A 21,566-nucleotide genomic window follows, 5' to 3' on the forward strand; every position below is an offset into this window, starting at 1 on the left:
GACGACGGGAGCCCCAGGGGGTTGGCGGCGGGCGCACGGCCGCGAGCCGCCAGGCGAGCGGCCGGGCGCCCGCAGCGCGGAGGATGCACCGCAGCGGAGCGCTAGCGGAGCGAGGATGCATGCTCCGCGCTCGGGGGGTGTGGGGGGTCGTCCCCCCACAAGGAACACGCGCACCGCAGCGGAGCGCCAGCGGAGCGCCAGCGGAGCGCCAGCGGAGCGAGGATGCATCCTCCGCGCCGCGGGGGGTCTGGGGGTCGCCCCCCACAGTCAGACCGTAAAAACGACCTTCCCGAACACGTCGCCCTCGGCCATCGCCGCGAATCCGTCGCGCGCCTCGCGCAGTGGCAGCACCCGGTCGATGCGCGGTCGCGCGCCGGTGGCGACGAGGAACTTGGCGAGCCGGTCGAGCTGGTCGCGCGTCCCCATCGTCGATCCGACGACGGAGAGCTGCAGGAAGAACACCCGGTTCAGCTCGGCCGGCGGAAGCTGCCCGCTGGTCGCGCCGGACACGACGACGCGTCCGCCCGGCCGCAGCGACTTCAGCGAGTGCGACCAGGTCGCCTCGCCCACGGTCTCGATGACGGCGTCCACGCGCTCGGGCAGCCGCGCGCCGGGCTCGACGGCGGCCGTCGCGCCGAGTTCGAGGGCCTGCTCGCGCTTGGCCGCGCTGCGGCTGGTCGCGTAGACGCGCAGCCCGGCGGCCGCGCCGAGCACGATCGCGGCGCTCGCGACGCCGCCGCCCGCGCCCTGGACGAGCACGGACCCGCCCGGCGCGACGTCCGCCTTGTCGAACAGCATCCGGTACGCGGTGAGCCACGCGGTCGGCAGGCAGGCCGCCTCCTCGAACGTCAGCTCCGGCGGCTTGGGGACGAGGTTGCGGCGCGGCACGGCGACCTTCTCCGCGAGCGTCCCGTCGTGCAGCTCCGACAGCAGCGTCCGCTTCGGGTCGAGGGTCTCATCGCCGCCGCCGCGCGCCGGGTCTCCGACGACGGCGTGGACGATGACCTCGTTGCCGTCCTCGTCGACCCCGGCCGCGTCGCAGCCGAGGATCATCGGCAACTGCTCCGCGCGCAGCCCGACGCCGCGCAGCGACCACAGGTCGTGGTGGTTGAGGGCGGCGGCGCGGACGGTCACCGTCGTCCACCCGGCGGGCGGCTCGGGGTCGGACCGCTCGCCGAGGGCGAGTCCGTTCAGGGGTTCGTCGGCGTCGAAACGCGTGGCCGTGACAGCGAACATGCCGCCCACCCTACGCAGGCCCCTACAGCACCTTCGAGAGGAAGTCCCGGGTGCGCGGATGCTTCGGTTCGGCGAGGACCGAGCGCGGGTCGCCCTCCTCCACGACGACGCCGCCGTCCATGAAGACGAGCGAGTCCCCGACCTCGCGCGCGAAGCCCATCTCGTGCGTGACGACGATCATCGTCATGCCGTCGAGGGCGAGCTGCTTCATGACCTCCAGGACGTCCCCGACGAGTTCGGGGTCCAGCGCGGACGTCGGCTCGTCGAACAGCATCAGCGCGGGCTCCATCGCGAGCGCGCGGGCGATGGCGACGCGCTGCTGCTGCCCGCCCGAGAGCTGCGACGGATAGCTGTGCGTCTTGTCCGCGAGGCCGACGCGGTCGAGCAGGGCGAGCGCCTGCTCCCGCGCCTGCGCGGTCGGCGTCCGCTTCACCTGGACGGGCGCCTCCATGACGTTCGCGAGCGCCGTCTTGTGCGGGAACAGGTTGAACCGCTGGAAGACCATCCCGATCTCGCGGCGCTGCATCGCGACCTCGCGTTCGCGCAGCTCGTAGAGCCGACCGCCCTTCTCGCGGTAGCCGACGAGGTGACCGTTGACGCGCAGCCGCCCGGCGTCGATCTTCTCCAGGTGGTTGACGCACCGCAGGAACGTCGACTTCCCGGACCCGGACGGCCCGATGACGCACATGACCTCGCCCGGTTTGACTTTCAGGTCCACGCCCTTGAGGACGTCCAGGCGGCCGAACCGCTTGTGGACGCCCTCGGCGTGGACCATCAGCCCGCCGTCTTCCTTGCCCAGCGACGCGCCGCTCATCGGTCGGCTCCCTTCGCGGCGGGCCGGGCCGACCGCAGGTTCGTCCACAGCCGTTCCAGCATCGTCTGCCGCTGCGCGGACCCCCGGCCGAAGTAGCGCTCCAGGTAGAACTGCCCGACGGTCAGGATGGACGTCATGATCAGGTACCAGATGCTGGCCAGGAGCAGCAGCGGGATCGTCTGGTACGTCCGCCCGTAGATGATCTGGACGGAGTACAGCACGTCCGCCACCGCGATCACCGACACCAGCGACGACGTCTTCAGCATCGAGATGATCTCGTTGCCGGTCGGCGGGATGATCACCCGCATCGCCTGCGGGAGGACGATCCGCCGCATCGTCTTGGCGCGGCTCATGCCGAGCGCGCTCGCCGCCTCCGCCTGGCCGGGGTCCACCGACAGGATTCCGGCGCGGACGATCTCCGACATGTACGCGGCCTCGTTCAGGCCGAGCCCGAGGCAGCCCGCGACGAACGGCGTGATCAGCGAGTTCGCGCTGAAGTCGGCGAACGTCGGCCCGAACGGGATGCCGATCGAGAACTTCGGGATCAGCGCGCTGATGAAACCCCACAGCAGGATCTGCACCAGCACCGGCGTGCCCCGGAACACCCAGATGTAGAGCCAGGACGCGCCGGAGATCAGCGGGTTCGGCGACAGCCGCATGATCGCGAGCAGGACGCCGCCGACGATGCCCATCAGCATCGCGATGCCGGTCAGCTCCAGCGTCATGAGGATGCCGCGCATCACCGCGTCGTCGGTGAAGTACTGGCCGATGACGTCCCAGCCGAACCGCTTGTTGTTGGCGACGCTGTGGACGGCCCAGACCGCGACGTAGAGGATGAGCACGGCCGCGACCCAGCGGCCGTAGTGCCGCACGGGGACCGCCCGGATCTGCTCGGGCGGCCCCTGCCGCGGCTCCTTGGAGACCGACGTCATCCGGTCAGCCCTGGGCGCCGTTGATCACCGGGCCGTCGAGCGCGCCGGCCTCGACCCCCCACTTCTCCAGCAGCTTCTTGTAGGTGCCGTCCGCCTGGAGGGCCTTGACCGCGCCGAGGATGGCGTCCTTCGTCGTGCCGAGCTCCTTGGCGACCGCGATGCCGTACGGGGCCGTGTCGTACGTCGCGCCGGAGACCTCGAACTGGCCGTTGGACTGCTTGGCGGCGTAGTCGATGACCGGCGAGTCCGCGAGGACGGCGTCGGCCCGGCCGCTGGACAGGGCCAGGTTCGCGCCGTTCTGGTCCGGGTACGGCTGCGCGACCGGGGCGGGCTTGCCCGCGTCCGTACACTTCTTCGTCCGCGTGCCCTTTCCGGCCTTCTCGTCGTACGGGGATACCTCGTCGAGCTGGACGGTGCCCTTCTCGACCGCGACCTTCTTGCCGCACAGCGACAGGTCGTCGGGCTTGAACCCGCCGGGGTTGCCGGTCTTCACCATCAGCGCGGTGCCCGCCGTGAAGTAGGTGACGAAGTCGACCGTCTTCTCGCGCTCCTTGCTGTCGGTGAGCGACGACATCCCGAGCTGGTACGTGCCGCCCTTGATGCCGGGGATGATCGCGTCGAAACCCGCCTTCTGGAACGCGAACTCGATCCCGAGCTTCTTGCCGAGCGCCTTGCCGAGGTCCAGGTCGAGACCGATCAGCGTCTTGTTGTCGGTGTCATAGAACTCGTTGGGGGCGTAGGACGGGTCCGTCGCCACGATGACCTTGCCCGCCGACTTGATCTTCGCGTCGAGCTTGTCGTGCAGCGCCGCGTCCCGCTGGATCGACGCGAAGACGTCCCCGACGTCCTTGCCCGGGGCCGTCGTGGTCGTCCCGTCGTCGTCGCCGCAGGCGGCGAGGCCGAGGGCGCCCGCGAGCACGAGCGTCCCGACCGCGAGGGAACGGCGGCGCAGAGAACCGGTCAGCACAGGCTCCCCCTCCTTCACTGGACGACGATCCGCGGATGGATCGTCAGGTCAGGGGGCATCTTTTCATCAGGAAAGTTTCAATCCGGTTAAACGGCGAGACACGATTCGGACACCGTCTCCCGTCCTGGCTCACCATCACGCTACCGGCGCGTTATGTCACCGAACGGGTACGAACGGACACAGAAGTGACGCCCGCCACCCGCCGACGGCCCTGGCGCGGGGGACGCGATGTGGCACAATCGGGTAACGGGTGACCCCCGTACGTCGCGAGATGTCCACCAGGTGGACCGGCCAACAGTCCAACACCACCGCGGCGGCATCGTCCGAAATCCGCTTTTCACCGACAGGGGTCGCTGTGGCTGCCGAACCCATTCCCACCGAACCGCACTCACTCGACGACGACCCGGCGTTCCGCCTGCACCGCGGCGGCAAGCTGGAGATGCGCTCGACCATCCCCGTCCGGGACGCCGACGACCTCTCCCTCGCCTACACGCCCGGCGTCGCGCGCGTCTGCACCGCCATCGCCGACCAGCCCGAACTGGCCTACGACTACACCTGGACGTCCAAGGTCGTCGCCGTCGTCACCGACGGCACCGCGGTCCTCGGCCTCGGCGACATCGGCCCGGCCGCCTCCATGCCGGTCATGGAGGGCAAGTCGCTGCTGTTCAAGGAGTTCGCGGGCGTCGACTCGGTGCCGATCGCGCTGGCCTGCACCGACGCCGACGAGATCGTCGAGACCGTCATCCGGCTCGCCCCGAGCTTCGGCGGGATCAACCTGGAGGACATCAGCGCCCCCCGCTGCTTCGAGATCGAGGACCGGCTGCGCGCCGCCCTCGACATCCCCGTGTTCCACGACGACCAGCACGGCACCGCGATCGTCGCGCTCGCCGCGCTGAAGAACGCCGCCCGGCTCGTCGGCCGCCCCCTGTCGGACCTGCGCGCCGTCGTCGCGGGCGCGGGCGCGTCCGGCATCGCCGTCTCCAAGATCCTCATCGAGGCCGGGATCGGCGACATCGCCCTGTCCGACAGCAAGGGCCTCATCTACGAGGGCCGCGACGGGCTCAACCCCATCAAGCAGCAGATCGCCGCGATCACCAACCGGTCGCACCTCAAGGGCTCCACCGAGGAGGCCCTGCGCGGCGCGGACGTCTTCATCGGCCTGTCCGGCAGCACCGTGCAGGAGGCGTCCATCGCGACGATGAGCGAGGACGCCATCGTGTTCGCGCTCTCCAACCCCACCCCCGAGGTCCACCCCGAGGTCGCCCGGCGGCACGCCAAGGTCGTCGCGACCGGCCGCAGCGACTTCCCCAACCAGATCAACAACGTGCTGGCGTTCCCGGGGATCTTCCGGGGCGCGCTGGACGTCCGCGCGCACTCGATCACCGAGGGCATGAAGCTCGCCGCCGCGTCCGCGCTGGCCGACATCGTCGGCGAGGACCTGTCGGCGGACTACGTCATCCCGAACCCGTTCGACGAGCGGGTCGCCCCGGCGGTGACCGCCGCCGTCGCGGCGCAGGCCCGCGCCGAGGGCGTCAACCGCGTCTGATTCGCCGCCGCGCGGCCCGCGTTCCCCCGGGGACGCGGGCCGTCGCGCGTTCAGCGCACCCGGCCCGCGCGGCGCAGCGGCCGGTAGCGCGCGACGGCGCGGCCCACGACGAGCGCGTCGGGCACCGCGCCGAAGTCCCAGCTGTCGCGGCGGCCGGGCGCGGCCTGGTTGTCGCTCTCCAGCCACCAGCCGCCGCCGTCGCGGAACGTGGCGCGCTTCACGATCAGCGTCGCCGGGTCGTCCGGGAGCCGCGCGACGACCACGTCGCCCGCCGCCACCGGCCCGCCGGACAGCACCAGCAGCCGGTCCCTCGGCCGCAGCCCCGGCAGCATCGACGGGCCCGTGACCTCGGCGCGCGTCAGCTCGCGCCCGCGCAGCCGGCGGACGAACCCGCTCCAGCGCACCGCCGCCCCCTTGCATGAACGCAGCCCGATCGGACACCGATCCTTACGGGACCTAGGCCCAAATACCGAGCGCCCTGCGCGGTCCCGGCAGGTGCGACCAGAGTAATGTCGGTCCCCTGAGCATGATCCGAAACGAGGGAAGGGAAGCACAGGTGTTCAAGAGCCTTCTGCGCCGCCGCACCGCGGTCTCGGCGCACTGTGACCTGCCGTGCGGCGTGTACGACCCGGCGCAGGCCCGCATCGAGGCCGAGTCGGTCAAGGCGATCATCCAGAAGTACGACGCCAACGAGGACCCGGTGTTCCGGACCCGCGCCATCCTGATCAAGGAGCAGCGGTCCAACCTGGTCAAGGAGCACCTGTGGGTGCTCTGGACCGACTACTTCAAGCCGCCGCACTTCGAGAAGTACCCGCAGCTCCACCAGCTCTTCAACGAGGCCACGAAGCTCGCGGGCGGCGGTGGCGGCACCAAGTCCAGCATGGACGTCAAGGTCGCCGACCAGCTCCTCGAAAAAATCGCCGAGATCGACAAGATCTTCTGGGAGACCAAGCAGGGCTGAGCCCGCTCGCCCGCAGCACCTGTGCCCGCTCCGGTCCCCGGGGCGGGCACACGCGTCTCCGCCGCTAGCCTCGACGGCATGATCCGTGAGGCGACCCCCGACGACCTGCCGCACATCCTGCGGCTCATCCGCGATCTGGCCGAGTACGAGCGCGCCCTGCACGAGGTGCGGGCGACCGAGGACGACCTGCGCCGCCACCTGTTCGGCCCCGGCGCGGTCGCGTCCGCGCTCGTCGCGGAGCAGGACGGCGCGCCGGTCGGGTTCGCGCTGTGGTTCCGCACTTTCTCGACGTGGCTGGGGAAGCCGGGCATCCACCTGGAGGACCTGTACGTCCACCCGGAGGCGCGCGGCGGCGGCCACGGCCGGGCGCTGCTGGCCGAGCTGGCGCGGATCGCGGTGGAGCGCGGTTACGGCCGGGTCGAGTGGGCCGTGCTGAAATGGAACGCTCCCGCGATCGGGTTCTACGAGTCGCTGGGCGCCGAGCGGCAGGACGAGTGGGCGGTCTACCGGCTCACCGGCGGCGCGCTGGCGAAGGTCGCGGCCGCGCCGGAGAGTGCGTGACCGACCCCACTCGGCGGCCCCGGACCCCGCAGAGCGCCCGGCATGCGCGGATTGCGCACTTGGCGACGGAAGATCGCCGGGAACGTCACGCGCGGCGGATGCTCGCCGGGGTCGCGATACGCGGTAGTTTCGGAGACAGCGGACCATCCCACGAGGAGTGACGTGACCGAGGAAACCGCCGCGATGGCGGCCAGTACGGAGATGTCCGTGCGTGACGTCGTGACGGTGAAGCTCCCGGCCGCAGGCGCGTACCTTTCGGTGCTGCGCACCGCGACGGCCGGACTCGCCGCCCGGCTCGACTTCACGCTGGACGAGATCGAGGACCTGCGGATCGCGGTCGACGAGGCATGCGCGATGCTGCTGCCCCAGGCCGTCCCCGGAACGGACCTGACGTGCGAGTTCGAGCTGACCGACGAGGCGATGCGCATCGCCGTGTCGGTGCTGACGGTCGACGGGGCCGAGCCCAGCCGCGACACGTTCGCCTGGACGGTGCTGTCGTCGCTGGCGGGTGAGGTGGACGCGAAGGCCGGCGCGGACGACCGGGTGACCGTGACGTTGCAGAAGCGCCGGGCGGGGGTCCTGTGACGGAGAAGACGACGGTGGCCGGCGACAGCGCCGGCAGCGAGAGCGTGAGCACGGCGCCGGCCACGGAGCGCACCGACGGCGCGGTCCCCGACCGCGCCCGCGCCCGCGCGCTGTTCGAGCGGCTCGCCGAGCTGCCCGAGGGCGACGCCGAGCGGCAGCGCATCCGCGACCAGCTCGTGGAGCTGCACCTGCCGCTCGTGGAGTACCTGGCGCGCCGGTTCCGCAACCGCGGCGAGTGGCTGGACGACCTGATCCAGGTCGCGACGATCGGGCTGATCAAGTCGATCGACCGGTTCGACCTCGGCCGCGGCGTGGAGTTCTCCACGTACGCGACGCCGACGATCGTCGGGGAGATCAAGCGGCACTTCCGCGACAAGGGCTGGGCGGTGCGCGTGCCGCGCCGCCTCCAGGAGCTGAAGCTGTCGCTGACCAAGGCGATCAGCGACCTGGCGCAGCGGGAGGGCCGCGCGCCGACGGTCAGCGAGCTGGCGCAGCACCTGCAGATGACCGAGGAGGAGGTGCTGGAGGGCCTGGAGTCCGCCAACGCCTACTCGACGGTGTCGCTGGACGCGCCGGACTCGGGCGACGAGGACGCGCCCGCCGTGGCGGACTCGCTCGGCATGATCGACGAGTCGCTGGAGGGCGTGGAGTACCGGGAGTCGCTGAAGCCGCTGCTGGAGAAGCTTCCGGCGCGCGAGAAGCGCATCCTGCTGCTGCGGTTCTTCGGGAACATGACGCAGTCGCAGATCGCGGCGGAGCTGGGCATCTCGCAGATGCACGTCTCGCGGCTGCTGGCGCGGACGCTGGCGCAGCTCCGGGACGGGCTCACGGCCGACGAGTAGGAACGTTTCGCGGGGAGGGCGGGCGTCGCGCGGGTGCGCGGCGCCCGTCCGGCGTCTCAGGAGCCGTGGCGGGCGGGCTCGGGGTCCTCGGCGTCCTCGTCGGGCCGGGCGAGCCAGGCGGTGGAGGGCGGGCTGAGCAGCGCGACCAGCGCGGCGATCCCGACGATGCCGAGCGGGACCGCGAAGCCGGGCCGGTCGCTCTGCCACAGCGACCAGGCGACGGGCAGCGCGAAGAGCTGGGTGAGGACGCCGGGGGCGCGGCTGCGCGGGTCGCCGAGCAGCAGGCCGCGCGCGACGACGAGCATGGCGACGCCGCCGATGAGCGCGAGGGCGGTGACGCCGATGGCGCTGACCGGGTCCACGGCGGAGCCGAGGGCCGTCTCGACGCCGACGAACACGCCGCCGGCGACGGCGCCGAGCCCTTCGAGGGCTTCCAGGGCGGCGGCGGCGTACACGATCGCGGGACGCTTCGACACACCCCGAACCCTACTCGGCCGCGCGGGGCGGGGCCGTCCGGGGCGGCGGTACGTTTCGGTGGATAACCTGACGCCGTGCGCGCCATGCTCATCGCCAATCCGAAGGCGACCTCGACCTCGCGGCAGGCCCGGGACACGCTCCTGCGGGCGTTCGCCGGCGACCTGGACATCGTGCTCGCCGAGACCGGGCACCGGGGCCACGCGGTGGAGCTGGCGCGGGAGGCGGCGCGGGAGCGGTTCGACGTGGTCATCGCGCTCGGCGGCGACGGGACGGTCAACGAGGCCGTGAACGGGCTGCTGGCCGACGGCCCGGACCCGGCGCTGCCCGCGCTGGCGGTGCTGCCGTCGGGGAGCGCGAACGTGTTCGCGCGGGCGCTGGGGCTGCCGGGCGACCCGGTGGGCGCGACGCGGGAGGTGCTGGCGGCGCTGCGCGCGGGCCGGCACCGCACAGTGGGCCTGGGGTCGGCGGAGCTGCCGGACGGCACGCGCCGCTACTTCACGTTCTGCGCGGGCGTCGGGCTGGACGCGGAGGTCGTCCGGGAGGTCGAGCGGCGGCGGCTGGCGGGCGCGAAGGCGGACCCGTCGCTGTACGTGCGGGCGGCGCTCCGCCATTTCTTCCGGGGCACGGATCGGCGCGTCCCGGCGGTGACGGTGGAGGCGCCGGGGCGCCCGCCGATTTCCGGGGTCTTTCTCGCGTTCGTTTCCAACACCGCGCCGTGGACTTTCCTCGGGCCCCTTCCGCTGAATCCGAGTCCGCGGGCGAACTTCGGCCTCGGACTGGACGTGTTCGGGATGCGGTCGATGCGCGTCGCGCCGATCCTGGGCGCGTTCGCGGGGATGCTGACGGCGCGTTCCCGTCCGGTGCGGGGCCGGGACGTGGTGAACGTCCACGACGCGGCGTGGGTCACACTGCGCGGCTCGCGCCCGCTGGCGTTCCAGCTCGACGGCGACTACCTGGGCGAACAGACGTCGATCACGTTCCGAGCCGTGCCGAAAGCCATACGGATCGTCATATGAGGCTGGTCACAGCGCCCGTTAACAGGAAAGCAACGCCGCCGACCCACTGATGTGACACATCCGACACTCATACTTTGAGAAACGTTTCTCGGAGGTCTTGCGTGGTCAGGCGGGGTCCTGACACGCTCAAAGCGCGCCCAGCGACCGGGACTCAACGCCGCCGTCCCGCGACCGCGACCGGCGCCGCCGAACAATCCACCTGACCAAATCTTTTGCGTCTCGGGGTGTTCGCGACATGTGAAACCGTTCACAAGTTGAGTGACTTCCGCCACCGCGACGAAGGAGTGGACCGCATGGACTGGCGCCACCGCGCTGCCTGCCGTGACGTGGACCCCGAGCTTTTCTTCCCGATCGGGAACACCGGGCCCGCGCTCCTGCAGATCGAAGAGGCCAAGCAGGTATGCCGCCGCTGCGACGTGACCGACGCGTGCCTGCGCTGGGCCCTGGAGTCCGGGCAGGACTCGGGCGTCTGGGGCGGGATGGGCGAGGACGAGCGCCGCGCCGTCAAGCGCCGTGCCGCCCGGGCCCGGGCCCGCGCCAACGCCGGGCTCTGACTCCGGCGTCCGACTGACGCACCCCGCCGCGCGGAACCGCTCGGGCACGGGCGCCGCCTCCGAACCTCCGGTCGGAGAGCGCAGCGGCGGAAGTGACGCGAAGAACGCCCGTGGCCTCGGCCACGGGCGTTCGCGCGTCAGCGGGGCGGCGGGCCCGGCCGGTGCTGGTGGTCCAGCGGGACGTCCACGACGACCTCGGTGCCGCCGCCCTCGCGGCGGCGGAACTCCAGCCGCCCGCCCAGCTCGCCGACGATGAGCGTGCGGACGATCTGCAGCCCCAGGCTGGTGGTGCCCTCGACGTCGAAGTCCGGCGGGAGGCCCGCGCCGTCGTCCAGGACGACCACGACGAGGCGGCGGCCGTCCGGCCCGGTCTCGTCGCGCGGCGGGGCCGCCGCCGCGCCGCCCGGCCACTCCCCCCACACCGGGACGCTCGCCAGCGACGACTCGGCGGCGGGCGCGGGGCCCTCGCCGTAGCGGACCGCGACGACCTCCAGCGTCCCGTACCGGTTGGCCAGGCCGTGCTCCAGCGCGTTCTGCAGCAGTTCGGTCAGCGCCATCGCCAGCGGGGTGGCGATCTCGGCGGGGAGCACGCCGAAACTGCCGGTGCGCTTGGGCTCGACCTGCGTCTCGGGGGCGGACACCTCCCCGGCCATCATGATCACGCGGTCCGCGATGTCGTCGAAGTCGATCAGCTCGTCCGGGGTGTGCGACAGGGTCTCGTGGACGATCGCGATGGACCCGACGCGGCGGACGGCCTCGTCCAGGGCCGCCCGCCCCTCGGGGACGCGCAGCCGCCGCGCCTGGAGCCGCAGCAGCGCCGCGACGGTCTGCAGGTTGTTCTTGACGCGGTGGTGGATCTCGCGGATCGTCGCGTCCTTGGTCATCAGCTCGCGGTCGCGCCAGCGCAGTTCGGTGACGTCCCGGCACAGCGCGATGGCGGCGATGCGGTTGCCGCCGACGACCAGCGGGATCGTGCGGATCTGCAGGACCGTCCCGTGCGCCTCGACCTCGACCTCGCGCGGCGCGCGGCCCGCCAGGACCACGCTCAGCGCCTCCTCCTGCGGCTCGCCGGTGTCGCACAGCCGCGCGGTGACCTCGCCCAGCGGCTCGCCGACGAGATCCGCGGGAAACCCCAGCCGCCGGTACGCCGACTGCGCGTTCGGGCTCGCGTAGGTGACGCGGCCCGCGCGGTCGAGGCGGATCAGGCCGTCCCCGACGCGCGGCGACCGGACGAGGTTGGGCTCCTCGCCGGGCACCGGGAACCGCCCGTCCGAGATCATCTGCGCGAGGTCGCTGGCGCTCTGCAGGTACGTCAGCTCCAGGCGGCTCGGCGTCCGCGCGGAGCTGAGGTTGGTGCTGCGCTGGATGACGCCGAGCATCTTCGCGCCGCGCCGGACGGGGATCGACTCCTCGCGGACGGGGATGCCGCTCCCCCACTCGGGGTCGCCCTCGCGGACGATGCGGCGCTCGCGCCACGCGACGTCGATCAGGCCGCGCCGCCCCGTCCGCACGACCCGGCCGACCAGGTCCTCGGAGTAGGCGGTCGGGCCGGTCGTCGGCCGCATCTGCGCGATGGCGACCCAGCCGGGCACGGTCTCGCCGGACTCCGCGGGGTCGCCGCGGCGGCGGCCGGGGTCGGCGGGCAGGGCGTCGGCGGACCGGAGCGGCACCCACAGCAGCAGGTCGGCGAACGACAGGTCCGCGAGGAGCTGCCAGTCCGAGACGAGCGCGTGCAGCCACTCCAGATCCGCCTCGGTCAGATCGGTCTGGTCGCGGACGAGATCACTCAAGGTGGGCACGGTCCCATCATCGCCCATCCGCCCCCGGCACCGGCCTGGCAGGATGCGTGCCATGAGCGACACCGACCCCCTGGCCCGGCTGCGGGCGGCGGCGGCCGCGCGGGCCGAGGCGGGGCTGCGGCGCGAGCTGCGGCCGCGCGGCGCCGACGACGGGCTGCTCGACCTGGCGTCCAACGACTACCTCGGGCTGAGCCGCGACCCCCGGCTCGTCGCGGGCGCGGCGGCGGCCGCGCGCGCGTACGGGGCCGGTTCGACGGGGTCGCGGCTCGTCACCGGGACGACCGAGCTGCACGCCGAGCTGGACCGGCGGCTCGCGGCGCTGACCGGCAGCGCGGCGGGGCTGGTGTTCTCGTCGGGGTACCTGGCGAACCTCGGGGCGGTGGCGGGGCTCGGCGGGCCGGACGTGCTGGTGGTGTCCGACCAGGTCAACCACGCGTCGATCGTGGACGCGTGCCGGTTGTCGCGGTCCCGCGTCGTCGTCGCGCCGCATGGGGACGCAGCCGCCGTCGCCGCCGCGCTCGCCGCGCGGGACGAGGAGCACGCGCTCGTCGTCACCGACGCGGTGTTCTCCGTGGACGGCGACGTCGCGCCGCTCGCCGCGCTGCACCGCGCGGCCCGCGCGCACGGGGCGCTGCTCGTCGTGGACGAGGCGCACGCGCTCGGCGTCGTCGGGGACGGCGGACGCGGCGCGGCCCACGCCGCCGGGCTCGCCGGGGAGCCGGACGTCGTGCTGACGCTCACCCTGTCGAAGTCGCTGGCGTCGCAGGGCGGGGCGGTGCTGGGCGCGCCGGAGGTCGTCGCGCACCTGGTGGACACCGGGCGGGCCTTCATCTTCGACACCGGGCTCAACCCGGCGGCGGTGGGGGCGGCGCTCGCGGCGCTCGACGTCCTGGCGGCCGAGCCGGGGCTGCCGGGACGGGCGCGGGCCAACGCGCGGCGCGTCCGGGACCTCGCGCGCGCGGCCGGTCTGGCGACGGCCGAACCCGCCGCCGCCGTCGTCCCGGTGTACCTCGGGGAGCCGCGCGCGGCCGTCGAGGCGCAGGCGCTCTGCCGCGACCGCGGGCTGCGCGTCGGCTGCTTCCGGCCGCCGTCGGTGCCCAAGGGCCGCGCCTGCCTGCGGATCACCGCGCGCGCCACCCTGGACGAGGCGGATTTCACGGTACTGGCCGGTGCTCTGGACGCCGTGGCACGTTCTACCGGTCGTAGTCTTCACACGTAACATCGGGAGAACCGGTGATGAACGTGAGGAGCAGCCGTGACGGAGGTCAGAGGCGGGGACCCCCGGCACGGGGACGCCCTGCACCAACCCTACGACCGGGCCGTGCTGGCGGAGCTGGGCCGCGGCCACGCCGCCCCCGCGCCGCGCATCCCGAAGTACTACAAGCTGAAGGAACTGCTGGTCGAGCTGATCCAGTCGCTTCCGGCGGGGAGCCCGCTGCCGCCGGAGCGGGCGCTGGCGGAGAAGTACGAGACGTCGCGGACGACCGTCCGGCAGGCCCTCGCCGAACTCGTCGTCGAGGGGCGGCTGCAGCGCATCCAGGGCAAGGGCACGTTCGTCGCCAAGCCGAAGGTGTCGCAGGAACTGCAGCTCGTCTCCTACACCGAGGACATGCGGCACCACGGGCTGCGGCCCGAGACGCGCATCCTGGAGATCGGCTACGTCAGCGCCGACGAGCGGCTGGCGGCGCTGCTGGCGATCCGGCCGGGCGGGCGGGTCCTGCGCATCCACCGGCTCCGGCTCGCCGACGGCGAGGCGATGTCGATCGACACCTCCCACCTGCCCGCGCGCCGCTTCCCGGGGCTGCGCCGCGAACTCCCCCGCCACCACTCGCTGTACGAGACCCTGGCGACGGCCTACGACGTCCACCTCGCCGAAGCCGAGGAGACGATCGAGACCGTCCTGGCCACGCCCCACGACGCGCAGCTCCTCGCGGTGGACGTCGGCCTGCCCCTGCTTCTTCTGTCCCGCCACGCCGTGGATTCCACCGGCCAGCCCGTCGAATGGGCACAATCGCTTTATCGCGGCGACCGCTACAAGTTCATCACGCGCCTCCGCCGCGACTGACGTCCTTCATCGGACGGCACGTCACAGAGCGCGACGAGATCCCACGTTCTGGGTACGCTCGACCTAACCCGACCCTACGATGACGGGAGCAGATCGTGAGGGAGGAGTCACTTAAAGTGACAAAAGTGAAAATTCGGGAATATGAGGCAACGCTCTCGGACTCATTGCACAAGCTGTGGGTCAGCGGCGAACTCCACGACTTCCTTCACCTCACCGACGACGGCGCCCGAGTCGAGATCATCGGAGGAGAGATCGTCGTGTCCCCCGCCGCCGCGCTTCGCCACAACTTCATCGTCAGCCGGATCGTTCAAACGCTGCTCCGCGCGAACGACCAGCGCGACGAGTTCCGCTGGACCACTGATCAGGGCACCGGGCTGACCATCGCCGAGGCGCTGGAAGAATACATTCCCGACCTCGTCGTCTTGGACGAGGAGGTTCTCGACACGGCCAACCAGACGGGCGAGAACATCCTCACCCCGGACCAGATCGAACTCGTCGTCGAGGTCACGTCGCGACGGAACGCCACGAACGACCGCCCTCGCCCGTCGGGTTCCCGGACGAAGAGCAAGTGGGTCAGCTACGCCCGCGCCGGCATTCCTTACTACCTGCTGATCGACCGTGACCCGAAAATCGCCCGGACGATCTTGTACTCGGTCCCCGACGGTGGCGTCGGCGCATACCTGCACTCCGAGGAGTGGGAGTTCGGCAAGACGATCCACCTGCCCGAGCCGTTCGACATCGACATCGACACGAGCAACTGGACGACCTGGTGAAAGCGTGCCGCAGGGGAGCTGGTCCCCTGCGGCACGATCCGCCGTCAGCCGTCCAAGTGCGAGGTCAGAGGGTCTTCTGGAGGGCCTTGATGGGCATCTGGAGTTCGGTGAGCAGGTCGAGATCCTGTTCGGCGGGGCGGCCCAGGGTCGTCAGGTAGTTGCCGACGATGATGGCGTTGACGCCGCCGAGCATGCCGTCACGGGTGCCGAGGTCGCCGAGGGTGAGTTCGCGGCCGCCCGCGTAGCGCAGGATCGTGCGGGGCAGCGCGAGGCGGAACGCCGCGATCGTCTTCAGCGCCTCCGCGCCCTCCACGACGGGCAGGTCCGCGAACGGCGTGCCGGGGCGCGGGGTGAGGAAGTTCAGCGGGACCTCGTCGGGGTCGAGTTCGGCGAGCTGCGCCGCGAACTCGGCGCGCTGCTCGCGCGTCTCGCCCATGCCGACGATGCCGCCGCAGCACACCTCCATCCCGGCTTCCTTCACCATGCGCAGCGTCTCCCAGCGCTCCTCCCACGAGTGGGTGGTGACGACGTTCGGGAAGTGGGAGCGGGCCGTCTCCAGGTTGTGGTTGTAGCGGTGGACGCCCAGCTCGGCCAGCTCGTCCACCTGCGCCTGGGTGAGCATCCCCAGCGAGCACGCGATGTTGATGTCGACGGCCGCGTTGATCGCCGCGACGCCCTCGCGGACCTGCTTCATCAGCCGCTCGTCGGGACCGCGCACGGCCGCGACGATGCAGAACTCCGTCGCGCCCGTCTTGGCGGTCTCCTTCGCGGCCTCGACCAGGTCGGGGATGTTCAGCCACACCGACCGGACGGGCGACTCGAACGTCCCGGACTGGGAGCAGAAGTGGCAGTCCTCCGGACAGCCGCCGGTCTTCAGCGAGACGATGCCCTCCACCTCCACCTCCGGCCCGCACCAGCGCATCCGGACGTCGTGGGCGAGGGCGAGGAGGTCCTGGAGCCGGTCGTCCGGCAGCGACAGGCACTCCAGCACCTGGGCGGCGGACAGGCCGCGGCCCTCGTCGAGCACCTGGCGGCGGGCGACATCGAGGACGTCGGTCACGGGTTCTCCTTCTCGGGCAGGCCGTGGGCGGCGCGGAACGCCGTCGGATCGAAGACGCCGCCGAACGCGGGCGCGAGGCCCCCGCGCGCGACGGGCAGGAACTCGGCGGGGTCGAGCGCGCCCGCGCCCGCGGGGAGCGCCCCGGCGAGCGGCCGGGCCGCGATCGTCTCCAGGTCGCGCAGGTTGGCGCGCATGGCGAGGTCGGGGTCGTCCGGCCACGCGCCGACGACGACCCCGGCGAGCTGCACGCCGCGGTGCGCCATCGCCTCCAGCGTCAGCGCCGTGTGGTTGAGGGTGCCGAGGTCGGGCCGGGCGACGACCAGGACGGCCGCGCCGAGCCAGCGGGCGAGGTCGGCGAGGGTGCGGCCGTCGTCGTCGTAGCGGACGAGCAGACCGCCCGCGCCCTCCACCAGCACCAGCGAGCGGGTCGCGGCGAGTTCGCCGACGCGCACGGCGACGTCCGACAGGCGCACCGGCGGCAGCCCCGCGCAGCGCGCCGCCGCCGCGGGCGACAGCGGATCGGGGAACCGGGCGTACTCGTGCAGGTCGGTGACGCCCGCGAGCCGCCGGACGTCGGCCAGGTCGCCGGGCTCCTCCGGCGCGACGCCGGTCTGGCCGGGCTTCACGACCGCCACCGGCGTCCCGCGCGTCGCCGCCAGCGCGGCCAGCGCGGCGGTGACGACGGTCTTCCCGACCCCGGTACAGGTCCCGGTCACCACGAGCACACTCACGTGCCGCACACTAGCGCGGCCCCCTGAACCCGCGACCGTGCGGAAACCGACAGTCTTGACGCCCCCTGTTTGTAACCCGACCTCCGGCCAGCGGGAACACCCCGCCGCGCCCGTCCCTCGCCGCCGCGCCCGACGTGACACCCGACACAGCGGGCCCGGTGGACGGCCGCGCGCCGTCGCCGGACGACGCGGGAGCGCGGCGCGCGCCATGCGGCGCGCCGTGGGATGACGCGTCCGTGCGCCCGCGCTCCGCGCGGGCGCACGGACGCAAGGAGCCCGACGGCGGTCCGGCGTGGGGACGCCGACCTGCGGCGTGGAAGCACGGCACGAGCGGCGGGCGCGGGTGTCAGGAGGGGCGGTCCGCGAGGTCCGCGGCCACCTCGTGGGCGAGGGCGGCGAGGTCGGCGGGGAGGGCGTCGAGGCGGTTGTCCAGGTCGTCGGCGAAGCGCAGGCGGTCGAGGCCGTCCCGCGCGGGGCGGGCGTCGGGGAGCCACGCGGCGTGGATGAGGAACGGGAGCGTCGTGCCGGGTGAGGGCGCCAGGACGGCCAAGGGGCCGCGGGCGACGTCGGCCGCGTCGAACAGTTCGACGCGGAACCGGTCGTCGTTGTGGACGGCGACGACGAGATAGCCGTCGTGCCCGCCCGGGTCCGCGCCCGCGTAGCGGGATCGGCCGGGCGCGCCGAGTCCGCGCGGGACGAACGCGGGCGCGGTCGGGTAGTCGTCCAGCGCGAACGTCCATTCGGCGAGCGGCGCGAGTCCGTCCCGGTCGTGGGTGACGAGCACCGCCGGGGTCTCCTCCCCTGGGAACAGCGCCGGGTCGACGCGGCCGCCGTAGTTCGCGAGCGCCCGCCGGTTGATCGCCTCCGGATGGAACCCCAGGTAGATCAGGTGGTGCCGGGTCGGGTCGGTCTGGCCCTCGCGGCTCCAGTCGATCGCGGACAGCTCCGCCTGCCACCAGCGCGCGGGGTCGGCGGCGCGCGCGGTCTCGCGGACCTTCCCGGTCGCCGGGTCGAACTCCATGACGGTCGTGACGGCCGGGCTCATCCCGTGGCAGTACATTCCCCGCAGCGCGGGATCGACGGGCCGCCCGTACACGTCCACGTCGTCCGCGCGCAGGTACATGCCGATGTCCACGCCCGGCGAATGTTCCATGACGACCTGAACACCGTCGGAGTCGTCGTAGCGCGCGTAGAAATGGTTGACCTCCGGCGCGATCCGGAACGTCGTACAGCGCACCGAGCCGGACGACCGGTCGAGGTCGTCCTTGCGGATCAGCAGGACGGGCCCGTCCGGGTTGTTGGCGACGGTCCGGTCCCCGCCGAAGACCTCGTCGGTGTCGATCTTGTAGGCGGTGTCGGCGAGGACGAGCCAGTCCCGCGTCTGCGTGATGGTGTGCGTGGCCTGCGGCAGCACCGCGCCCTCGACGGTCCACCGGCGGACGCGGCGGCCCGTCCCGTCGTACCGGATGACGGCGGTCTCCCCCGTCAGGACGTCCCGGCTGACGCTCCACAGGCAGCCCCGGTCCGGATCGACGACAGGATGCGCGGTCGTGGCCACCAGCGGCAGCACGGCCTGGTCGATCGCGGGCCGCCAGTCGTCGCGGTGCCCGACCTCCGCGACGAACTCCAGCGTCACCGGGTCGACCTCGACGGGCCGGCCCGCGTCCCACGTCGCGAACAGCCGGTCGCCCCACGGCAGCGGCGCGGTGTTCGCGCAGTTCTGGTAGCCGAACGGCGAACCGGTGCCGACCGGCCCAGGGCTGAACACGTCGGGCCGGCGGCGGCGCAGCCGCACGGAGGGCGTGTCGACGACGCGCGCCTGCCAGGTGAACCGCCCGTCCGCGCCGGGCCGCAGGTCGAGCCGCGCCAGAATCCCCTCGCCGAAGAACGCGTGGACGGGGTGCGAGCGCTGGTCGGAGCTGCTGACCACGAAGTGCCCGGTGACGTCGTCCGGCCAGCTCCCGGCGACGACGGTCAGGTCCAGGTCGGCGACGTCCTGCGTGCCGAGGATCGAGCGCGGGATCGGCATGGCGGCCTCCGGCGGGTCGCCCCGGCCCGGTCCGCCGGGGTCGCGCCTGCCAATCAACCGGCTCGGCGAAGCGTCGTCAAGACCCTGACGACTATCAGCGGACGCTGGGAATGTCCGGCGATGCCCCTACGCTGCACCCGGAAACGCGACGGAAGGAATCAGCGATGCGGCTCGCAGACGAGAGGGCGGCGACCCCGGTGACCGTCCGCCCGGCCCGCCCCGACGAGTACGCCCGCATCGGCGAACTCACCGAGGCGGTCTACGTCGGCGGCGGCCTCATCGACCCCGGCGACGACTACGTGGAGACGCTGCGGGACGCCGCCGGACGCGCCGCCGCGGCCGAACTGCTCGTCGCGGAGGCGGGCGGCGCGCTCGTCGGATCGGTCGCGTACTGCCCGCACGGCGGCCCGTACAGCGAGCTGGCCGCGCCCGGCGAGGCCGAGTTCCGGATGCTGGCGGTGCTGCCCGCCGCGCGCGGCGCCGGCGCGGGCGGCGCGCTGGTCCGCGCCTGCCTGGACCGGGCGCGCGCCGCCGGGCTCACCGGCGTCCGCCTCTCGACGCAGCCGAACATGACCGACGCGCACCGCCTCTACGAGCGGCTCGGATTCGTCCGCACGCCCGGCCGCGACTGGACGCCGGTGCCGGACGTGCTGCTGTGGACCTACCACCTGCCCCTGTGAGGGGACGCGTCAGGAGACGGGCTCCCCGCTGCGCGTGACGCCGTGCGCGGAGCACCGCGCCGTCCAGCCGAGCGGCGTCACCTGCACGACCATGCGGCGGCGGCACTCGGGGCAGTAGCGCGGCGGCTCCATCGCGCGCGCGGCGCGGCACGCGTCGTGCGCGCCCTCGGCGGCGTCGCGGCCGCAGCGGTCGCAGTACGTCACGGTCCCTCCCGGCCCGGTCGGACGAATCGGTCAGGTCACTCTATGACGGCCAGGAGGTCGCCCGCCTGGACCTGCGCGCCCGGCGCGACGGCGAGGCGGGTGACCACGCCCGGCTCCTCCGCCTGCACGGGGATCTCCATCTTCATCGACTCCAGGAGGACGAGCGTGTCGCCCTCCTCCACACGCTCGCCCTCGGCGACCGTGACCTCCAGCAGCTTCGCGACCATCTCCGCGCGGACCTCGGCCACCCGCGGCTCCCTTCTGCGACGCCCCGGCCGGTGCCGGCGGCGGACTTCGTCGGACGATCGGCGCGCGGTTCAGCGGTTCCGCATGCGCTCGACGATCCCGGTGTCGTGCCGCCCGTCGTCGAACTCGGGGCGGTCGAGCAGTTCGAGGTGGAACGCGATGTTGGACCGCGGCCCCTCCACGCGGAACGCGGCGAGCGCGGCGCGCGCCCGCTCCAGCGCCGCCGGGCGGTCGGCGGCGTGGACGCACAGCTTGGCCATGAGCAGGTCGTACACGGGGGTGACGGCGCTGCCCTCGGCGTAGCCCGCGTCGATGCGGATGCCCTCGCCGACCGGCTCCTCCCAGACCCGGACGCGGCCGGGCCCCGGCAGGAAGCACCTGGGGTCCTCGGCGTAGATCCGGAACGCGAGCGCGTGCCCGTGCGGCGCGGTGCCGGTGAACGTCGGCGGCTCCCCGGCGGCGGCGCGGAGCTGCTGCTCGACGATGTCGATGCCCGTGACCAGCTCGGTGACGGGGTGCTCGGCCTGCAGCGCCGTGCTCATCTCCAGGAAGTAGAACTCGCCCGCGGCCGGGGCGACCAGGAACTCGACGGTGCCCGCGCCCCGGTACCCGACGGCCTCGCCCGCGCGGACGGCCGCGTCGGCGAGCCGCGTCCGCAGCTCGGCGTCCAGCGCGGGCGACGGCGATTCGGCGACGAGCTTCTGGTGGCGGCGCTGCACCGAGCAGTCGCGGTCCCCGAGCGCGACGACGGTGCCGTCCGCGAGCCCGAGGATCTGCACCTCGACGTGCCGCGCCCCGGTGACGAAGCGCTCCAGCAGGATGTCGGAGCCCTCGAAGAACCGCTCGGCGCGGCTGCGCGCGGTGCGGAACGCGGCGCGCAGCGCGTCCTCGGCGTGCGCCGCGCCCATGCCGACCCCGCCGCCGCCCGCCGCGGCCTTGACCATGACGGGGTAGCCGATGCGCTCGGCCTCCTCGACGGCGGTCTCCTCGTCGGGCACCGGCTCCCAGACGCCGGGGCAGACGGGCACGCCCGCCTCCCGCATCAGGTTCCGGGCGTTGATCTTGTCGCCCATCCGGGCGACGGCCAGCGGCGGCGCGCCGATCCAGCCGAGGCCCCGGTCGACGACGGCGGCGGCGAACGCGGCGTTCTCCGCGAGGAACCCGTAGCCCGGATGGATCGCCTGCGCGTTGGTGCGGCGCGCGGCCTCCAGGACGGCCGCGCCGTCGAGGTAGCTGCGGGACGGGTCGGCGGGGCCGAGCAGGATCGCCTCGTCCGCCTCCGCGACGAACGGCAGCTCCGCGTCGGCCTCGGAGTACACGGCGACGGCCTTGAGGCCGAGCGCGCGCACCGTGCGGACGACCCGGCTGGCGATCTCGCCGCGGTTCGCCACGAGAACGGACTCGAACACCGGAAACTCCCTCACTCTCGCTCGACCGCGCCCCCTGCGGACGTTCCCGAACACTAGTCCCGGGGGGACCGTCCACGGC

The 21,566-nt window shown here is 73.0% G+C and carries 24 protein-coding genes; 11 read left to right on the forward strand and 13 right to left on the reverse strand.

Translation table 11 applies throughout. The features are described from left to right. Positions 1-267 precede the first annotated feature (267 nt). The 4 genes from G339_RS0121980 to G339_RS0121995 are packed head-to-tail and all read right to left on the reverse strand — an operon-like array spanning position 268 to position 3,949. Positions 268-1,236 carry a zinc-binding dehydrogenase gene (locus G339_RS0121980; protein WP_026341672.1) on the reverse strand — a complete coding sequence of 323 codons (969 nt, stop codon included), beginning with the start codon at positions 1,234-1,236 and terminating at the stop codon, positions 268-270. Between the two features lie 22 nt (positions 1,237-1,258). After that, positions 1,259-2,050 (reverse strand): amino acid ABC transporter ATP-binding protein, encoded by a 792-nt coding sequence (locus G339_RS0121985; protein WP_019633221.1) that lies wholly within the window; start codon positions 2,048-2,050, stop codon positions 1,259-1,261. Next, complete coding sequence (locus G339_RS0121990; protein WP_019633222.1) at positions 2,047-2,982, reverse strand: amino acid ABC transporter permease; 936 nt, start codon at positions 2,980-2,982, stop codon at positions 2,047-2,049. The genes G339_RS0121985 and G339_RS0121990 overlap by 4 nt, the downstream gene beginning before the upstream one ends. Positions 2,983-2,986: 4 nt before the next feature. Then, positions 2,987-3,949 carry a transporter substrate-binding domain-containing protein gene (locus G339_RS0121995; protein WP_019633223.1) on the reverse strand — a complete coding sequence of 321 codons (963 nt, stop codon included), beginning with the start codon at positions 3,947-3,949 and terminating at the stop codon, positions 2,987-2,989. A 355-nt stretch (positions 3,950-4,304) separates the two neighbouring features. Between G339_RS0121995 and G339_RS0122000 the strand changes: the two genes are divergently transcribed. After that, positions 4,305-5,495: an NAD(P)-dependent malic enzyme gene (locus tag G339_RS0122000; protein ID WP_019633224.1), complete on the forward strand. Its 1,191-nt coding sequence runs from the start codon at positions 4,305-4,307 to the stop codon at positions 5,493-5,495. A 50-nt stretch (positions 5,496-5,545) separates the two neighbouring features. Here G339_RS0122000 and G339_RS0122005 read toward each other — a convergent pair whose 3' ends face one another. Continuing rightward, a complete protein-coding gene (locus G339_RS0122005) occupies positions 5,546-5,899 on the reverse strand; it encodes a S24 family peptidase (RefSeq protein ID WP_019633225.1) in 354 nt (117 codons plus the stop codon). A 152-nt stretch (positions 5,900-6,051) separates the two neighbouring features. On the opposite strand from G339_RS0122005, the gene sodN reads away from it, so the two are divergent. From sodN to G339_RS0122025, 4 genes are all read left to right on the forward strand, one after another. Then, on the forward strand, positions 6,052-6,456 hold the full coding sequence (gene sodN / locus G339_RS0122010) for a superoxide dismutase, Ni (protein WP_019633226.1): 405 nt from the start codon (positions 6,052-6,054) through the stop codon (positions 6,454-6,456). Between the two features lie 78 nt (positions 6,457-6,534). Beyond that, the gene (locus G339_RS0122015) at positions 6,535-7,017 is read left to right on the forward strand and encodes a GNAT family N-acetyltransferase (RefSeq protein ID WP_019633227.1); all 483 of its coding nucleotides are present in this window, start codon (positions 6,535-6,537) and stop codon (positions 7,015-7,017) included. Positions 7,018-7,179: 162 nt separating this feature from the next. Beyond that, positions 7,180-7,602 carry an ATP-binding protein gene (locus G339_RS0122020; RefSeq protein ID WP_019633228.1) on the forward strand — a complete coding sequence of 141 codons (423 nt, stop codon included), beginning with the start codon at positions 7,180-7,182 and terminating at the stop codon, positions 7,600-7,602. A 44-nt stretch (positions 7,603-7,646) separates the two neighbouring features. Further along, positions 7,647-8,444 carry an RNA polymerase sigma factor SigF gene (locus G339_RS0122025; RefSeq protein WP_026341676.1) on the forward strand — a complete coding sequence of 266 codons (798 nt, stop codon included), beginning with the start codon at positions 7,647-7,649 and terminating at the stop codon, positions 8,442-8,444. Between the two features lie 56 nt (positions 8,445-8,500). On the opposite strand, the gene G339_RS0122030 is transcribed toward G339_RS0122025, so the two are convergent. After that, complete coding sequence (locus G339_RS0122030; protein ID WP_019633230.1) at positions 8,501-8,920, reverse strand: hypothetical protein; 420 nt, start codon at positions 8,918-8,920, stop codon at positions 8,501-8,503. A gap of 75 nt (positions 8,921-8,995) precedes the next feature. Between G339_RS0122030 and G339_RS0122035 the strand changes: the two genes are divergently transcribed. Then, entirely contained in the window at positions 8,996-9,937 is a 942-nt protein-coding gene (locus tag G339_RS0122035; RefSeq protein ID WP_019633231.1) for a diacylglycerol/lipid kinase family protein, read from the forward strand. Positions 9,938-10,230: 293 nt separating this feature from the next. Then, positions 10,231-10,491 (forward strand): WhiB family transcriptional regulator, encoded by a 261-nt coding sequence (locus G339_RS0122040; RefSeq protein ID WP_019633232.1) that lies wholly within the window; start codon positions 10,231-10,233, stop codon positions 10,489-10,491. A 137-nt stretch (positions 10,492-10,628) separates the two neighbouring features. On the opposite strand, the gene G339_RS0122045 is transcribed toward G339_RS0122040, so the two are convergent. Next, a complete protein-coding gene (locus G339_RS0122045; protein WP_026341677.1) occupies positions 10,629-12,290 on the reverse strand; it encodes a sensor histidine kinase in 1,662 nt (553 codons plus the stop codon). Positions 12,291-12,342: 52 nt separating this feature from the next. Between G339_RS0122045 and G339_RS0122050 the strand changes: the two genes are divergently transcribed. The 3 genes from G339_RS0122050 to G339_RS34840 all read left to right on the forward strand — a co-directional run bounded on the left by G339_RS0122050 (position 12,343) and on the right by G339_RS34840 (position 15,128). After that, positions 12,343-13,509: an aminotransferase class I/II-fold pyridoxal phosphate-dependent enzyme gene (locus G339_RS0122050; protein ID WP_019633234.1), complete on the forward strand. Its 1,167-nt coding sequence runs from the start codon at positions 12,343-12,345 to the stop codon at positions 13,507-13,509. Positions 13,510-13,623: 114 nt separating this feature from the next. After that, positions 13,624-14,355, forward strand: coding sequence for a GntR family transcriptional regulator (locus G339_RS0122055; RefSeq protein ID WP_026341679.1), 732 nt, complete (start codon positions 13,624-13,626; stop codon positions 14,353-14,355). Positions 14,356-14,480: 125 nt separating this feature from the next. Continuing rightward, on the forward strand, positions 14,481-15,128 hold the full coding sequence (locus G339_RS34840; RefSeq protein WP_169514772.1) for a Uma2 family endonuclease: 648 nt from the start codon (positions 14,481-14,483) through the stop codon (positions 15,126-15,128). Between the two features lie 64 nt (positions 15,129-15,192). Here the strand turns inward: G339_RS34840 and bioB are convergent, their stop codons facing one another. The 3 genes from bioB to G339_RS0122075 all read right to left on the reverse strand — a co-directional run bounded on the left by bioB (position 15,193) and on the right by G339_RS0122075 (position 18,948). Continuing rightward, positions 15,193-16,188 carry a biotin synthase BioB gene (bioB, locus tag G339_RS0122065; protein ID WP_019633237.1) on the reverse strand — a complete coding sequence of 332 codons (996 nt, stop codon included), beginning with the start codon at positions 16,186-16,188 and terminating at the stop codon, positions 15,193-15,195. After that, positions 16,185-16,919: a dethiobiotin synthase gene (bioD, locus tag G339_RS0122070; protein WP_033323974.1), complete on the reverse strand. Its 735-nt coding sequence runs from the start codon at positions 16,917-16,919 to the stop codon at positions 16,185-16,187. The genes bioB and bioD overlap by 4 nt, the downstream gene beginning before the upstream one ends. A gap of 346 nt (positions 16,920-17,265) precedes the next feature. Beyond that, entirely contained in the window at positions 17,266-18,948 is a 1,683-nt protein-coding gene (locus G339_RS0122075) for a carotenoid oxygenase family protein (RefSeq protein WP_019633239.1), read from the reverse strand. Between the two features lie 164 nt (positions 18,949-19,112). Between G339_RS0122075 and G339_RS0122080 the strand changes: the two genes are divergently transcribed. After that, positions 19,113-19,628, forward strand: coding sequence for a GNAT family N-acetyltransferase (locus G339_RS0122080; RefSeq protein WP_019633240.1), 516 nt, complete (start codon positions 19,113-19,115; stop codon positions 19,626-19,628). Between the two features lie 9 nt (positions 19,629-19,637). Here G339_RS0122080 and bsaP read toward each other — a convergent pair whose 3' ends face one another. From bsaP to G339_RS0122095, 3 genes are all read right to left on the reverse strand, one after another. After that, a complete protein-coding gene (gene bsaP / locus G339_RS0122085) occupies positions 19,638-19,832 on the reverse strand; it encodes a biotin synthase auxiliary protein BsaP (protein ID WP_019633241.1) in 195 nt (64 codons plus the stop codon). Between the two features lie 35 nt (positions 19,833-19,867). Continuing rightward, complete coding sequence (locus G339_RS40565; RefSeq protein WP_019633242.1) at positions 19,868-20,080, reverse strand: biotin/lipoyl-binding carrier protein; 213 nt, start codon at positions 20,078-20,080, stop codon at positions 19,868-19,870. Between the two features lie 69 nt (positions 20,081-20,149). Next, complete coding sequence (locus tag G339_RS0122095) at positions 20,150-21,487, reverse strand: acetyl-CoA carboxylase biotin carboxylase subunit (RefSeq protein ID WP_019633243.1); 1,338 nt, start codon at positions 21,485-21,487, stop codon at positions 20,150-20,152. Positions 21,488-21,566 lie beyond the last annotated feature (79 nt).

This window comes from Actinomadura atramentaria DSM 43919 (assembly GCF_000381885.1).
Taxonomy (GTDB): Bacteria; Actinomycetota; Actinomycetes; order Streptosporangiales; family Streptosporangiaceae; genus Spirillospora; species Spirillospora atramentaria.